The following is a 16,604-nucleotide window of genomic DNA, read 5'->3' as shown; positions in this document are numbered from 1 at the left end:
CAGTGACTGCAAACTGCGAACTGCAGACTGCAAACTAAAAGAATATGTATTTAGAAATTGTATCGCCAGAAACCACTTTATTTAGTGGAGAAGTTGAATCGGTTGCTGTTCCAGGTGTGAATGGTGAGTTTCAAATGCTTAAAGATCACGCACCTATTGTTTCTTTATTGAAAGAAGGTTCTGTGAAAATTTTCGGAGCTATTGAATTAGATGAAGAAGTACAGGATAAATTTACTAAAGGGGATAAAAACACAACTTTATTACACATTAATTCTGGTACTGTTGAAATGAGCAATAATAAAGTAATTGTTTTAGCAGATTAATTTTTTGCTACATATAATAAATAATAGAAAAGCGCACCAATGGTGCGCTTTTCTATTTACCTAATTATTATCATGTTATACTAAAATATTAGTATTCAAATAATATTTAATTTATATATTTAAATCTTAGAACGTGCTTATATGATTTCAGAACAGACTAAATTACTGTGGAGAGATAGTTTTCTATGTACTTTACTTTCTTTTATTGTTTCTGGAATTTTATTATTTACTTTTTTAAACATTAGTGTTTTAGACCCCTTTTACAAAGCTTTTAAAGACTTTAGGTTCACAGACATTTATTACTCTAAAATCTACACAAATAGCAGCGTAGAAAAAGACATCATTGTTGTTAATATAAAACAAAGTGATAGGTTTACCATAGCCCAAGCTATAGAGAAAGTACAACAACAAAACCCAAAAGTAATTGGTATTGATGCCATTTTTAAAGAACCTAAAAACACATTTACAGATTCTATATTAAAAGCTGTTTTAAACAAATATGAAAATATTGTCACCGCTTATTATTTTGAAGGTGACTCTTTAATTTCAAATCATAATTACTTTAAAACTAATAATGAAAATCAAGGCTTTATAAATGTAAACTTCAATAATGATGACAAAGTAATTAGAGACTTTTTAGGGCTTAAAAAACCAGAAAACAAATTGTCTTTTGCAACTCAAGTAGCCTTAAAGGCTGGTAAATTGAGTCAAACAAACGCTGAAACTTTAAGCGAAGGTATTCCTATAAATTACTTTGGAAATTTAGATGCTTTTTTAACTTTTGATATTGATGAATTATTAGATTTAGAATCATCAATTCCTTCAATAAAAAATGCCATAGTATTATTTGGCTATTTAGGAACTCCCACAGGAAATGCTTTTGATATAGAAGACAAACATTTCACACCTCTTAATAAAACCTTTGTAGGCAAATCAACCCCCGATATGTTTGGCGTTTTAATTCATGCCAACATAATAAAAATGCTAACTACAAACAGCTTTATAAGTAAAGTGCCCAAATTTTTAATTTATATATTAGCCTTTATAAGTACCTTTTTCATCATAATGCTAGGAATGAAACTTTATAAAAAAAGTGAATTGCTTTATGATATTATAATTAAAGCAATACAGCTAATCATTTCTATAGCATTACTATACTTGGCACTTTTATTGCTTAAACAGAGTATATACATTTATATAACCCCTATTTTAGTACTAACAGTTTTTGGTTTAGAGATGATTGATTTTTATGTTTATCTCCTAGACTATTTAAAAAAACGCTTTAAATGGCAAAGTTACTTGTTAAACTAATTTTATTACTGTTTTGTGTACAACCTTTATGTGCCCAAAATTCACTTTGTGTTTATAAAACAAAGGGCACCTTACTAATTGAAGATAAAGGCATACAAACAAGTTTAAAAAAAGGCGCTCTTATAAATAAAAATAGTTTAGTACACGTTTTACCGCAATCAGAATTAACAACTATAGATAATAACGGTAACTCTTATAAAGTAAATGTTGATGGTAAATATAATTTCACCAACCTACTTAACTTTAAAGTAAAACATAACAAATCTAGTTTTACTTCTAGTTATTTTAAACATATTTGGAAAGAACTAACAAGTTCTGAAGGCGAAAACACCCTAATTGGTGGTGTTTTTAGAGGTAATTTACTAATGATTACCCCTAAAGATTCCTGTAAACTAGCTAGCTCTAAAATCACTTTAAAATGGCAAACTTTAAAAGACACCAAACTATATTACGTGTTTATAAAAAATGTTGAAACGGATGCTATTTTAAAGATTGAAACCAACGGTTCTCAATTAGCTCTGTACAATGATAATCCTTTATTTTATGAAGGTTCTCATTTTGAATGGGCTGTTACATCAAATGCCTTTCCTAACCTTAACAACCTCCCATATTTTAGTTTTGAGTTAATTGATAGAAACACTTACCAAGAAGAAAAAAAGCTATATAAAGACTTTATTTCAGACTTAAAAGCTATGAATCTTTCAGAAAAAGAAATAGAAAACATCCTTTGTGAAACTTATGGCTTATGTAAATAATATGAGATATTTAAAAATTACGTTTGCTTTCCTATTCAACATCATTGCAATGTTGAGCTTTTCACAAGTTAATAACAATATTTCTGTTAGCTTAAAAGACTATCATGCTGCATCTCTTACCGAAATTATTTCTACAGAAGATGGCAAATATTTTATTTCTGCCGATAATTCTGGAAAAATATTAATGTACAACACCAGCAATTATTCATACCATAAAACACTTAGAAAAGCATCTGGCATACCTATTGAAAACATGCGATTACTCAAGCATGATTCTTTGTTGCTTTTTAATCAAAAACACATGTTTAGCGATGGGAAAACAGATTCTTTAATTGGCATAAGGCTATACGATAATAAAGTAATACTTAAAAAAAACCTAAGCGGTAGTTTTATTGGTAAACAGGAAGATATTATTATAGCCAAGTCTAAAAACCAATACCTATATATTCTTGAAGTTTTTGACAAAAATTTTAAAAAAATAACCGCTGCCTACCCTAAAAACAACGTTGAAATTGCAGCCACCAACAAAAACCATTTTACAATAGCATATGTTGAAAATAAATTAAGTATACAACAAAACCTAGTAGTTATAAATACTAAAACTGCTGAGGAAATAATTAATTTACCCGTTCCAGAAACACAAGTAATCATTCATCTGTTTTTTGATAATAACACAGACGAACTATTTTCTGTTAATACAGATACAAAAAACAATAAAACCCACATATATAACTTAAGTAAAAACCCAGAATTTACTAATCCTGTTTTTTCAATAGAAAATATTTTAGGCAGGTTTACAAACGTAAATACTTTTAATACAGAGAGCGCTTACCATATTGCTATAAGTTCAAATTCAACATTACCCTATAACCCAATACTTATAAAAAAAGAACATGGTAAGTTTAGCGCAGAGATACCTAAAACAAAAAACGGAACTACACAGTGCCTTTTAATTAAGCAAAAAAACGAGTATGTGTTTTTTGAGCCTTTTAACGCTAATTTTAACAGTATAAATAGCTTTAGTGTTTATGATATTGATTCAAAAGTCTTCACAAAACAAGTCCCAAAAGAATCTGTTAAGTTTTATTCTGGAACCTTTTTACCAAATAACAATTGGATGGTTATGGGTAATGAGTTGCAAAAAAATCTCCTTACTAGCTATGAGCATCAAATAAAATATTTTGAAACAGGTACCTTTAATAATAGGTTTAACAAATTAGATTTCACCAATTATTTAGAAGCAAAACACAGTACTGTAGAGTTTACAAATACCACTTTTAATATTAATAAACTTACTGGTATTCATCCGTTTTATGGATACAAAAAACTTGATGAATACAATCAAGATTACGGTTTTTACACCTATGATTTTATAAAAGACAAAGTTGAAAAAATAGCTGAAGAAAACAGAAATTACACTACCATTTTAGACTATAACAATTCTAAGAACCTGCTTCTATTAAGCAAGCGCTTATATAGTAATGGTGGTCATACAGAGCCTCAAGAATTTGTATTATTAAGCAACAATAAACTAAATGTTTTAAAAGGCAAATACAAGTTTGGAAAACTATCTAATAACGGAGACTTCTTGTTAACTATAAATTCAGAAAACTTAGCTGAAATTCAAGAAATTAAAACACAAAAAGTTGTTTTTAGCACCCCTTTAATTGATGGAAAATTTAAACTATTTAGTATTGAAAATAATTCATTTATAATTAGTAATTCATATTATGAATTAGATATAAATAAATGCAACAAAGAGTCTGTTATTATTGAATTTGATGCAGCCACTTCAAAATATAAAAGTCAAAAAACAGACTGTGTTTATATAACAGATGTAGCTTATGCTAATGATAATGTAGCAATGATAGCAGATGGTTTTGGTCTCCTTTTTAACAAAAAAACATTACAATTTCACCAATCTGAATTTCCAATTAGAGTATCATTAAACCAAAAGGGAGACAAGCTAATGATTACTTTTAGTAATGGTAAAATTTCAATATATAACACAAATACCCTAAAGGAAATTGGGGTAATGATACACCCAAATAAAAACACACATGCTTTTATTGATAGTAATGGCTACTTTTTTAGTAACGTTAATTCAGAAGATTTTTTCACAGCATATAAAGACAATAAAGTTATCCCTATAGATGAAGCTGAAACCCTTTATTTTAACCCTGAGAAGGTGTTAAATATATTTGGAACACCAAACATGCAATATGTAAACGCTTTAAAAAAAGCACTTAACATTAAAGCTAAAAACCAACAAAACAGCACTGAAATTAAACGTTCTAAAGCAGAAAAAAATCTATTGCCTCCAGAATTATATGTGCTTTCAATAGGTGTTTCAGAATACCAACAAGCTGATTTTAATTTAACCTTTGCCGATAAAGATGCTTTTGATATTGCTAAGATTTATGGAGAACTACCTAAAAAAGATATGTTTGAATATAAAACTAAATTTTTTGGTAATCAATTCTCCTTATTTAATGCTAATGAGCCTGTTAAATCTGTAAATAAATATTTTGGAAACTATAAAGGTGCTGGTAATTTATATGCAGTAAGTGCCGATAGAACAATTTGGTTAGAAGAAAATAATGATGACTTTTTCCTTTGGGATTTTAATAAAAAAACTACCGAAAAACTAAACGTACCTAAAGGCTTTAAAATGCCCTTTGTTGCTACTAATAAAGTAGTTTTTATTAACCCCGATAACTCTGGATTTTATATTATAGATAAAAATAATGACTATTACCAATTTACGTTTTCATCAAAACAATTAAAAAAAATAAAACTGCCTTTTACCCAAATAAAAGGAGCGCCTAAATTAACAGTCAATAATAATTGGGTGCAATTTTCATCTAAATTTAATGGCAGTAACAACTACGGTATTTTAGAAATAGGAAAAACAAACAAGTCTGTTTCTAATACAATTAAGTTTAAAATTGATGTTGTTGAAGTTTTTGAAAACGGACAAAAAACATTCGACACCGTTTATGGAACAGTACCTCAATTTAAAGCCATTTCTAACAATGGTAATTACCTAATTTATGCAGATTATATAGATTTATTTTGGGTTGATTTAACAAATAACGCTCCTACTCCTGTTAAACTAAATATTAAAAAAACTTTTGATTATAATACAGAATTCTTTATTTCAAATGATGGTGAAACTATATCTTTTTTAAATGTAGATACTCTAAAAAACTATAAAGTTGAAACTTATAATTTAGAAGGAATATTAAAAGATAGTGTTGTTGTTAATAATGCATTTGCCTTTAGCTGGTTTAACAACATTCCTTTTTGGATTAAATCTACTCCCCCATTGGTAGAAGAAGACCTCTTTGACTCTAATGAATTGTTAGAAAAAAATGCGCCTTTTTCATTTAAACAAACACATATAAAACATATTATTAATGCAAATGCTACAAACAATAATATTAAATTGGCTTTAATTAAGTTTCTTAAAAAAGCTAAAAGCAACGACCAAATTATAGTATTTCTTGCGGGTCATGGGGTTTTAGATAAAGACTTAAACTACTACTTTGCGCCTCATGATATGGATTTTAATAACGTAACCAAAAAAGGAGTTTCTTTAAACACTATTATAGAAAGTTTAAACAAATCTAACTCTAAAAACATATTACTTTTAATAGATTCTTGCCATTCTGGAAATACCTTAGATATAGAAACTTCTGAAATTGATGTAATTCATACTAATAGCAACAATGAACGTGGTTCAAAATCTAGAAAAACTAGTAAAAACTCTAAATTTAAAGTCTCTGAAATAATATCATCTTTGTTTAAAGATTTTTTATCTACTAGTGGTATTACAATCATTTCTGCTTCCTCTGGCGAAGATGTGGCCTATGAAAACAAAGAATTGGGAAATGGAGCTTTTACATCGGCCTATATAAAATTACTAAAGAAAGAGTTAAATGGTAATGGTCTTTTTATTGACGAAAAAGATTTACAGAAATCAATACATATTACCCCAGAAAATATTGAAGAACTGCTTAAAGATGTCATGATAACTACCAACGGAAAACAAGTTCCTGATTTACGAGAATTAAACCCAAATTCTAACTTAAAAATGTGGTAATAACTTAAATTTAAACCACACAAAGGCAACCATTAATTTTTAAAAATATACTTTTGAATGGTTTCCATACTATACATTTCTTTTAGTTTGGGAGACCTTAATATTAACGGGTTTGTTTTATCTATTAAGGCATATCCTCTATTAACATCGCCTTTAAAAATATAATAAATACCCGCCAATAGTAAATCTGGAGATTTATTTACAGTACTTAATATTTTAAAATATTTATCTGCATTAACACTATCATTATTATCAATGGAGCATTTAACCAAAAGCTTTAAAACATTGGTTTCTAAATTTATTCCTTTTACTTTTTTATAAGTACTCTCTGCAATTTTAAAAGCTAAATTGGGTTCTGAATTTATATACAAACATGCTGAATAAGGTATTCCTGAGTTTCCAGAAACATCAATATCATAGGCAAGTTTAAATAAGTCTTTAGTTTCTTGCGGTGTTCCAAATCTATTTTTATTCTTAGCCATTGATACAATATGAGCAGCAATATCTGACGATTTGTTCTTTACAGGGTTACTATCTAAAGCTTTATGATAATACGTTTTGGCAGCTTCAAAATTGTTAGAATGTAATTCGCTATACCCCAAATTTACATAACTCTTTGAGTAAGATTCATCTAATTTCACAGCTTCTTTAAAAGCATTTATAGCATCTAAATAAGCTCCTTTTACATAATAGGTATCTCCCAAAAGATTCCAAAAATCTGGCGCCTCTGGTGTGGTTTTAATCATGTTATTCAATAAAGTAATAGATTTACTGTATTGCTTCTGTTCATTATAAATTTCTACTAGACCACTATACGCTGGAATAAAATATTTATCTTTTTTTATGGCCTTCAAGTAAAAAGGTTCTGCGTACTGGTTATTTTTAAAAACATTTTTAAAATACTCTGCATAATAGTAGTAAGACAAAGGTTTATTAGGGTTCTTTGCTATACCTTCTTCAAACGATTGTTTGGCTTTCTTGGCATTTCGCATGTTGTAATATAACCTACCTCTTCCTGCATAAGCCCATGTGTTATGTGGATCTTTTTTTATGGATAAACCATATAATGAATCGGCATAACTCAATCTGTTTTTATTTGTTTTATTAGTTCTTAAATAATCTGCATATTCACAATAAACTACCGATGTGTTTGGTTGTAAATCAATAGCATTTAAAAAAAGTTGTTCTGCTGTTTTGTTATCTACATTATTATTATCAATATATGCATTAAGTCCTGTTTCAATAATGGTTTTCAAGGAGTCTAACTCAAAAGCTTTATTATACCATATAGCAGCATTTTTTAAATTTCCTTTTAACTCATAGATATCGCTCATCTTTTTTAGAGCAATTGTGTTTTTAGGATTAATTTCTAAAGCCTTTTTATAATAACTTTCTGCTAGTTTATATTTACCTTGATTTTCATTAATTATTCCTAATTTAATGAAAGAATCTTCGTTAGAACCAGTCATACCTAATGATGAATCAAGGTATTCTTTGGCTTCGTCATATTGGTATTGCTCTAAAAGATTAACTCCTATATTTTTTATTGGTGTTGCCCAAGTTGTAATGAGTTCTTTTGCTTCTTTATAATGATAATGAGCACTATCATATACTTGTTGATAATTATACACCATGCCTAGAGCATTATGTATGTAAGCTGCTCTAGATTGAACTTTTAAAGCTTCTTTTAGTTTTTTCTTAGCAACATTGTATGCACTATAATTTTTGCTTTGTATAATGGCATAAGCATCTAACATAAGTTTACTAGAATACACCCTATCGTAAAGAAAATCATCTTCACCCATTAATTCTAAGCAAATTTCAAGATGCTTTGCTTGTTTACTAAATTCGCTTCCTTGTGGTAAAACAGAAGAACCACTAATATATTTATTGATTAATTGTTGAGCCGAAGTTGATAACTCTTTAATTAATTCAGATTCCATTTTAAACAATAAACCATCAGTAAATGCGCTGTTTTTAGAAGCATTCTTATAAAGTTCTAAGGCACTTGTTGGCTTACCATAGTAGTTCTTTTTAGTAATAGCCGTATTAAAACTTTTAATAACTCCTGCTACCTCTGGGGTTTTCTCTGAATTAACGCCTCTTACCGAAGCTATTGCAGTACTGCTATTAATGTTATTTTTAAAAGATTCAATATCAATATTATTATCGGCAATATTAACAGGTTTTAATACTAACCTATCGTTTTGAGTTCTTAAAACTGGGGTTTGACTTTGCTTGTGTTTTTTAGAAACGGTAGCTGATACATTATCATACAAATAATCATCTAACTCCCTATACTGCAAATTATTATCGGTATTACTATCGGCTTTTCCTAAAAGACCTTTTACCAAGTAATAGGTAAAATACCCATGACTAATATCACTGCTTTCATAGGATAATTCATTGGGGCCACAGCTTAGAATTTTAGTTGAATTTTCAAACATGGCTTGAATGGTTCCCATATTTTTTTGTGTTCCTTCCTGAAAGATAAATCCAGACCTACAAGCATCTAGAATAAGAATAACTTTAACGTTATTTGCTGCCATTTTACCAACAACTTTATTATTCAATAAAGCTAAAGGTACTACGCCACCTGCATAATATTCTTGATTAGCATTGGCATCGGCTGCTAAAAGAAACCCTTCTTTTTCACCAAAATCATCAACCACATCACCATGACCTGCAAAGTATATATAAACTACATCTCCAGATTGAGTATTTTGTAATAACTTTTTCAAAGACCTTAAAATATTAATTGATACAGCATCTTCATCTACCAAATAGGCAATATTTTCTGCTGGAATGTTTTCAGAAAGCAAAAGATAATCTTTAAATAAAGCGGCATCATTTTTAGCATAGTTAAGGCGCAAACTCGCTTCATGATACTCAGATATCCCTACTACCAAAGCATGTTTAACGCCTTCAGAAATTGTATTAGTTTTTTTAGGAATAGATCCACGTTCTCCCTCTTGAGCTAACCCCATAAGTACTGCAAGAGAAAAAAACACAGTTAAAAAATGTTTCATACAATTTAATTTAAAAAGTTTCTTGAAATTACATACCTAATTATTAGGTACTAAAGAAACTATTATTCTTTGACTATTTCATAAACAAACTCTGTACTGTAACCATTAATTCTAGCGCTTGATTTTTTTCCTGTACTGCCTCTAGATTGTGTAAAACTATTGGCTAAAAAAGTCTCTAGCGGATTAGCTGCATTTCTAGAATTATCGCCTCTGGTTTCTACAGTTGGTTGAAAATTTATGGGTGTTGATGTTGCAAATCCTTTTAAAATAAGTTTCTCATATGGTGGGCCAAATGAAAAAATACAATCTTTAAAAATCATAGTTTGCCCAGGAGCTAGTTTTCTTTCATCATCATTTAAAGAACAATTATCATTTGGCATAAAAGGGAAAATTTCTCCTTTTGAGTTAATTTCAATAATGCTAAAATACAGAGGTCTTTCACTCTTATTAGTTACTTGTAATACTACATTATCAACCTCTGGTTTTACTTGAAATGTACCATTTTCATTAGTTAATATTGAAGGATCTAAAACATCTCCAACGGCATCGGTTAATACATCATATTCAATAGGTAAGAGTTTAAATTCAAACTCATAATTATAATTTTTAAAATCTAAATTTTTTAAATATTGCCCTTGTGCAAAGGCAAACAATTTTTGGTTAATAGCATCAACCGTAGTGCTTCCTCTGGTTTCTTCATCTTTATCAATATCAATCAATCCGTTGGTAGCTTTTAGTGTAATATTATTACCCTCGGCAGCCAAAACAACATCGGCAGAATCTATCTTTTTTACAACCTCACCTAAATTTTTTTCTAATAAAAATTCTGAAATGCCATTAGTAATTGTATTGTCTTTTAATGATGCATCAAAAAACACATTAACAGCAATATCACCATACGAAGGTTCATCAATAAACACCCAATAGTTTTTTTCATTAAAATCTTCTAGTGGCGTATCTAGTTTAATAATTGATTCGTTAAATTTAGATACGGTAATGATACCCTTTGTAATGATTTTATCCTCTTCAACTTTAGTACTTGCAGATGGTAAAATATTAACCGTTGTATTTTTAAACAACCCTTGAATTTTACCTGCTTGAATTTTAATTATATCGGCTCTAGGAACCGACTTTACTTTGTAATAAGGCTGCTGTTTTACGTAGCTATTATTAAATAATTTAACGTTTAAATCGCCCTCAATGGTTGGGTTTTGTTTTGGAGAAATTACATTCATCTGACTCTCAATTTTTGCAAATAACTGGTTATATGAAAAGTTACTACCTAAACTATTCATAGCCTTAGAAAACGCATAACTTAAAGAGCCTGTACCTTTATACTCATAATTTAATTCGTTGGCCGAAGCACCAGATATTAACACAAAAGGTGCCGCATTATCTTGTAATTTCTCTTTTGATTTTTCGGTCATATCACTTCCTGAAGCATCACCGCTTTTGTTAGGTTTCCAATTGCTTGGAGCAAAAACAGCTTCACTTCCTCTTGCTTTTCCGCCCCGGGTACTTGAACCCGAATGACAACTATCTAGTAATAAAAGTAGCTGACCTTGTTTGCCTAATTTATTTCTGAATTTAGTTATAAAATTGCCTAATTCATCATCACGAAAATGGTGCTCTCCTTTGTAATTGTTATTGTATCTTACCCAAGCATCATATGGTACTAAAGCTTCATCTTTACCGTCAATTTCTTCATCATTATCATCAAATATTTGTTGCCCGTGACCTGAATAGTGAATCACTACAATATCATCTGGTTTTACCTTACTTAGTAAGTTATTTAAAGCTTCTTTTATACCTGCATAAGTGGCTTGCTCATCTATTAAAAGGGTAATGTTTGCTTCTTCAAATTTTTGATTAAGAAGTGTTTGTTTTATTAGTGGTACATCATTAACAGAGCTTATAGTGCTCCAACCCGTTTTTTTGGGGTAGTTACCAACAGCTATTATTAAAGCATACTTTTCGGCATGCAAAAACTGAAAACTAAAACAAACTAATAATGCTAAAATTATCTTTTTCATAGGTAGATTAATTTAAATCGAATAAACTAAATGAAATTCCAAAGAAGTATCCAAAATCATACACATCTTTGGTGAAATTATCAATACTGCCAAAAGTGGTGGTGTCTCCTACTTCTAATCCATCTGTTAATTTTGTTACAGGACCATAAGCTAGTCCTCCAGATACTGATACTCTACTCTCACTACCAAAGTGAAGTGAGGGCCCTAATAAGAAATTAATGCCCTTTATATTATTTTCACCAGAAATGGGGATAGACAACCCAAAAGAACCGCCAACATTAAAATTCTCTCCGGTGTAAGGGTAAAAATTAATCATGGTACTTAAATTTGGTGTGAAATAATCATTATCATCTGCTCCAATAACACCATCTTCTGTTACATAATAATCTTTAGATTTTGAACCAAAATTATTTAGTGTAAGAGCAACCCCTGTATTAATTTTAAAACCTCCTTTAGCATATAATTTTATATTTCGGGTTTTAAGCAAACTGCCTTCATTGTTACTATCAACACTTTTTGCAAAGGCACTTTGCACAAACTTCAATTCTACATCAACTTTATCTGCTTCTATTTGATAATCATAGGTTCTGCTAAAATTAGATGCCTCTAACATGGTGTATAAGGACTTAATTTTATTAAGATCTTCAACCGTTTGAAAGGTTGATTCATTTAAAGAACCTAATAAGTTTTGTAAATCGCTAATCATATAATTACGCTCAATAAGCGCTCCTCTAGACAGAGCTTGCTCACTATTATTTGTTTCTTGGTCTACCTCTTTAGATATAGCATTTATATTACTTTGAAGTTCTGCTTTGTCTTCTTGAACAATTTTTTCTAACTGCGTTAAAAACACGTAAAAATTTTCATTAGGGTCTGGTAATCTAGCATCTTGTTGTAAACCTGCTGTTTCTATAACACTCTCAATAATATCTTCTTTATCTAAATTTGGGTTTAAAAGATTAGACATTATAGTGGTTTTTAATGCTGCTACATTGGCGGTTTTTTCATTTAAATCTGAAAAACCTCTGGTAATACCATCACCACGAGAACTAGATTTTTTAAAAAATTCTCCTGCGGGTAAATTACCAACATTTAAGTTTAAATTATCACTAGAAAATGTATTTATACCCCCAAGTAATGAACTAAAATTAAAACCACTACTACCAGCTTGATGTACTGCTTCTTCTTTTACATCGGTTACTACATCTACAGCAAATGGATTCACGTTTTTAAGTTGAATTTCAACCAAACTGTTCCTTTTAATTTTAGGATTACTTAAAGTATCTATAATATTATAACTCTTATCTAATTTATAGTAAGAAACATTCTCTGTACCATAATCATAAACTACTTTGTATTTGTCTTGAGAAATAACTGTTAAAGGCAATAAAAGTAGTATTACCAATGTTGAAAAAATTAATTTCATATTAATTATTAGGATTTAATGTTTTACGCGCCAATAAATTTTGTTTGAGAGTTTCATTAACTTTAATCGTTCTCTGTTAAGAGCGCGTTTTCCAGATTTTATAATGTCGAAAATATCAGAAATAATAGTGTTTGTATCTGCAAAATAAGAATGACTTAAAAAGCTAGTATCAACCCCACTAGCATCAATAGTTTCAATACCATTAACAATAACTAAACCTTCTCCAGCATCGCCTGCTCTTGGGTTTCCGTGTAATGCTTTTGAAGCTTTTAAAGCTAAATCATCTGATGATACATACAAGGTTATTGGTTTTTGAATTTTTGATGCCATTTTTGGCGCTATATCATTTTTAAAAACATCGGCATCAATGTCTGGTGCTGCTAAAATAATTTCTTTTATATGCTTTCTTAAATGTGGTTTTTCTGTTATTAAATCAACAATAGCTCTTGTAAGGCCTCTATTCCCCATACTATGGGCTACCAAATAAATATCTTCTGCTTCAGACTTTATTATATAATCTTCTAAAAAGTTTTTAATGTTGTGTCTTGCCCATTCTATGTTAGATTCGTCTTTAGGATATTTAAACATTGAAGCCTGAGACGGCCAACTGTAAAAAACAGGTTTTCCATCAAACAGTAAATCATGCGATATTTGAGCAGTTCTTTTGGCGGCTTCACTAAAGGAAGTGTTATAACCATGCACAAATAAAAACGTACTTTTTGATTTTGATTTTTTTATGCCTTTAGATAAAGATTTAAAGAATTTATCTTTTTCAAGCATATTAATACCTTGTATCATGATATGTTTTGAAGGGTCTTCTGAAAATTCAAATCGCCAAATAGAAGGGCTTTCAATATTACCCAAATCATGATTTAAAGGAATACTAACCTCACAAATACCATATTTTAAATTAGACCGTTTAGGCCCAAAGGCTTCATTAAAATTATTTGTATTTACTTTATTTCTATCTGTTGCAAAGTAAACCGGAAGCTTAACATATTCTGTTTTTTGTGATGCTGTTTCTTCGCCTCTTGCAGCACTTTCAATATATTTTAAACAGAAAGTAAAAAATTGTTCTTGTGCTACAGAGTTTACACTATAAGCTACTGTAATTTTTAAGTTAGCATTGGCTTTAAAAGCCTTAATGGAGAGTAGCCAAAACTCTAAATCGAAGTTATTAAAAGCTTCTAAGCTGTTAAATATTTTACTTTTAAAATTAACCTCAACATAAATATTTAAATTACTAATGGCTTCATTAGTAGTTTTGGTGAGTTTAAAATTAGTAAAATTAGTTTCATTGCTTAAACACTCGTTTGAATTAACCAACGTGGTATCATTCCAAGTAAAAGCTTTATTGTTTTGTGCAAATCCTAAATTTACAGATATAAACAATAAAATAAAGGTGTAAATGGCGTGTTTAGGTTTCAAAATAACTTCATAAATTAATTAATTGAATATCAAAAAACTACTTTCAAAGTGAATTACTAAGAATTAACTTTGCTGTTTTCTTACATTTTTTAAATACTTCTGTGCTGTTTTATACTCATAATTTTTGGCAATTTGCTCTGGCCTTTTTTTGTCTTTGTTTTTTACTGTAGCTTTTACGCCTTTTGCAACAAGTTTTTTTAATAATGTTATGTTATTTTTTGCAGCAGCTAAGTGTAATAAATTATTTCCTTTATCATCGGTTGTGTTTACGTTCCAGCCATGATCCATCATAGCATAAACCATTTCTATATTATTGTTTGTAAAAGCATGCATCATTAAATATGAAGCTTCTTTACTAGTAGCATCAAAAGGAATATTTTGCTCTAATAAATACTCTAACATGCTAATATTGTTATTACTAATGGCTTGTTTTATTAAAGTTTCGCCATAAATATCAATATTTTCATTTTTTGATAATGAAATAATGGTTTTTAAAACATCCAGATTGTTGTTTTTGGCAGCAACCATTTCTAACCTACCTCTGTTTTTTGTATAATCATGATCTACTATCCAAGAGTAGGCAAGCCATGATTTAAGACGATCTTGTAAATTATTTTCAATAGCATATAAAATATTTTCATAAATAGCTTCATGCAATACATTATATGGTACAGCTGTTATCCTGTGGGCTTGCGCTCCTGCTGTCCAATAAGCACTTAAAAACTCTACGGTTTTAATACAATCACAAAGCGGATCATACTTATAATCGCCTGTATAAGAACCATCTTGAGACTGAGCTACTGCGCCCCTTACATGAATACCTTCTATAAATCCGTACGGATTAAAAACAGGGCCACCAGAATTCCCTGGAAAGGTGTCTATACTATTTTTAAACCACGTAGGTTGTGAGTTATCAACTACGGTGGCATTATTGGCAAATTTTAATGGTAATCCGGTAGGACTTCCTATGGTATTTACATTAGACCCATCACCAATTTTTCCACTAGTTCTAAATCGGTAAGGTGCTCTTTCTGACTTTCTGTTTAGTCTTAAAAAGGAATAATCATCAACGGTACTATTATCTAAACGGGCTTTAATAACCTCAGTAACTTCATACACATTTCTTGGGTCTATTTCAATGTATTTAAAAGTGTCATTATACTTAAGTTCATTAGTATAATCAAATACCCAAACATAATCTTCAGCGTCTTCTAATTCTTTAATGCAATGGCCTGCTGTTGCTAATATATCTGGAGCAATTAAAAACCCCGTACACATAGCACTTGTAGGTTGGTCTAAAAACTTAATGTTTTTATCAAAATTTTTACTTTTAAATCTAAATTGAAGTCGCTCTCTAAGTGTATAGCCATAAACTTTGTTGCCAACAATATTTTTTTTACTAATCATTACTGCTGTGGCTCTTACAAAATCTTCTATACCTTGAGCATCTTTAACATCTCTTCTATCATCTGTTCCATAAATACCTCTTGATGCTTCTGTACCAGTTTCATTAAAAGGGTATTGTAACGGTGCTTTTTCTTGTTGAGACCAAACTGAAATTAATGGACATACTAATAGAAGTAAACTAAAGACTCTTCTCATAAGTTAGGGTGTTAAATTAAAATGATAATAGCTTTGAATTTTAAATATAACAAAATTTAATATATGCAACTATCATATTTTGTTACAGTTACATTAATTTTCTTCCAAATTTTCAAGAATTGTACCATTTTTAATTTGCACTCCTAATTCATTGCAAATTACAGCATCTCAAACTAATTAAAAATGTTTCCTTTATTATTGGTTAAGCTTTTAATAATGCGGTTTTGACTGCATCTACTGTTTTTTTAGAATTTCCTATAAAAATTTTATCGTCTAAAATAATAACAGGCCTACTTAAAAAGGTATAATGCTCTAATATATAGTGTTTAAAATCTCGCTCAACAAGTGTTTGATTTTTAAGTCCCATCTCTTTGTATAGTTTAGAACGCTTACTAAAAAGAGCTTCATAGCTACCTGCAAGAGCTTTCATTTCTTCTAATTGTTTTACGGTAATAGGGTCTTTTTTTATATCCTGCAGAATGAATTCTGAAGGTAAATTAAGTTCTTTTAAAATTCTAGTACAAGTACTGCACGTTTTTAAGTAATAAACTTTTTTCATTTTATAACGGTTTAACACAAAAATAAACGCAAT

Annotated in this window: 10 protein-coding genes; 4 read left to right on the top strand and 6 right to left on the bottom strand. The window is 29.6% G+C overall.

Translation table 11 applies throughout. From position 1 onward, the window contains the following. The first annotated feature begins 44 nt into the window (after window positions 1-44). From BWZ22_RS07825 to BWZ22_RS07810, 4 genes are all read left to right on the top strand, one after another. Entirely contained in the window at window positions 45-323 is a 279-nt protein-coding gene (locus BWZ22_RS07825) for a F0F1 ATP synthase subunit epsilon (RefSeq protein ID WP_076699146.1), read from the top strand. Window positions 324-464: 141 nt separating this feature from the next. Beyond that, entirely contained in the window at window positions 465-1,634 is a 1,170-nt protein-coding gene (locus BWZ22_RS07820; protein ID WP_076699144.1) for a CHASE2 domain-containing protein, read from the top strand. Next, window positions 1,610-2,389 (top strand): hypothetical protein, encoded by a 780-nt coding sequence (locus BWZ22_RS07815; RefSeq protein WP_076699142.1) that lies wholly within the window; start codon window positions 1,610-1,612, stop codon window positions 2,387-2,389. Before BWZ22_RS07820 ends, BWZ22_RS07815 begins: the two co-directional genes overlap by 25 nt. A gap of 1 nt (window position 2,390) precedes the next feature. Beyond that, the gene (locus BWZ22_RS07810) at window positions 2,391-6,494 is read left to right on the top strand and encodes a caspase family protein (protein ID WP_157607937.1); all 4,104 of its coding nucleotides are present in this window, start codon (window positions 2,391-2,393) and stop codon (window positions 6,492-6,494) included. Window positions 6,495-6,526: 32 nt separating this feature from the next. Here BWZ22_RS07810 and BWZ22_RS07805 read toward each other — a convergent pair whose 3' ends face one another. From BWZ22_RS07805 to BWZ22_RS07780, 6 genes are all read right to left on the bottom strand, one after another. Further along, window positions 6,527-9,523: a tetratricopeptide repeat protein gene (locus BWZ22_RS07805; protein WP_076699139.1), complete on the bottom strand. Its 2,997-nt coding sequence runs from the start codon at window positions 9,521-9,523 to the stop codon at window positions 6,527-6,529. A gap of 62 nt (window positions 9,524-9,585) precedes the next feature. After that, window positions 9,586-11,556: a caspase family protein gene (locus tag BWZ22_RS07800; protein WP_076699138.1), complete on the bottom strand. Its 1,971-nt coding sequence runs from the start codon at window positions 11,554-11,556 to the stop codon at window positions 9,586-9,588. Window positions 11,557-11,563: 7 nt separating this feature from the next. Then, entirely contained in the window at window positions 11,564-12,982 is a 1,419-nt protein-coding gene (locus tag BWZ22_RS07795; RefSeq protein WP_076699136.1) for a hypothetical protein, read from the bottom strand. A 15-nt stretch (window positions 12,983-12,997) separates the two neighbouring features. Further along, window positions 12,998-14,410 carry an alpha/beta hydrolase gene (locus BWZ22_RS16490; RefSeq protein ID WP_083692236.1) on the bottom strand — a complete coding sequence of 471 codons (1,413 nt, stop codon included), beginning with the start codon at window positions 14,408-14,410 and terminating at the stop codon, window positions 12,998-13,000. A gap of 63 nt (window positions 14,411-14,473) precedes the next feature. Beyond that, complete coding sequence (locus BWZ22_RS07785; RefSeq protein ID WP_076699135.1) at window positions 14,474-16,012, bottom strand: ankyrin repeat domain-containing protein; 1,539 nt, start codon at window positions 16,010-16,012, stop codon at window positions 14,474-14,476. A gap of 202 nt (window positions 16,013-16,214) precedes the next feature. Next, window positions 16,215-16,571: an arsenate reductase family protein gene (locus BWZ22_RS07780; RefSeq protein ID WP_076699133.1), complete on the bottom strand. Its 357-nt coding sequence runs from the start codon at window positions 16,569-16,571 to the stop codon at window positions 16,215-16,217. Window positions 16,572-16,604 lie beyond the last annotated feature (33 nt).

It is taken from the genome of Seonamhaeicola sp. S2-3, from assembly GCF_001971785.1.
Lineage (GTDB): Bacteria > Bacteroidota > Bacteroidia > Flavobacteriales > Flavobacteriaceae > Seonamhaeicola.
This window is presented reverse-complemented; position numbering and strand designations above follow the sequence as displayed.

Coding starts and splice junctions, on each gene's coding strand:
- BWZ22_RS07815 (WP_076699142.1), top strand. CDS start 1,610: ATGGCAAAGTTACTTGTTAAACTAATTTTATTACTGTTTTGTGTACAA.
- BWZ22_RS07800 (WP_076699138.1), bottom strand. CDS start 11,556: ATGAAAAAGATAATTTTAGCATTATTAGTTTGTTTTAGTTTTCAGTTT.
- BWZ22_RS07820 (WP_076699144.1), top strand. CDS start 465: ATGATTTCAGAACAGACTAAATTACTGTGGAGAGATAGTTTTCTATGT.
- BWZ22_RS07795 (WP_076699136.1), bottom strand. CDS start 12,982: ATGAAATTAATTTTTTCAACATTGGTAATACTACTTTTATTGCCTTTA.
- BWZ22_RS07780 (WP_076699133.1), bottom strand. CDS start 16,571: ATGAAAAAAGTTTATTACTTAAAAACGTGCAGTACTTGTACTAGAATT.
- BWZ22_RS07805 (WP_076699139.1), bottom strand. CDS start 9,523: ATGAAACATTTTTTAACTGTGTTTTTTTCTCTTGCAGTACTTATGGGG.
- BWZ22_RS07785 (WP_076699135.1), bottom strand. CDS start 16,012: ATGAGAAGAGTCTTTAGTTTACTTCTATTAGTATGTCCATTAATTTCA.
- BWZ22_RS07810 (WP_157607937.1), top strand. CDS start 2,391: ATGAGATATTTAAAAATTACGTTTGCTTTCCTATTCAACATCATTGCA.
- BWZ22_RS07825 (WP_076699146.1), top strand. CDS start 45: ATGTATTTAGAAATTGTATCGCCAGAAACCACTTTATTTAGTGGAGAA.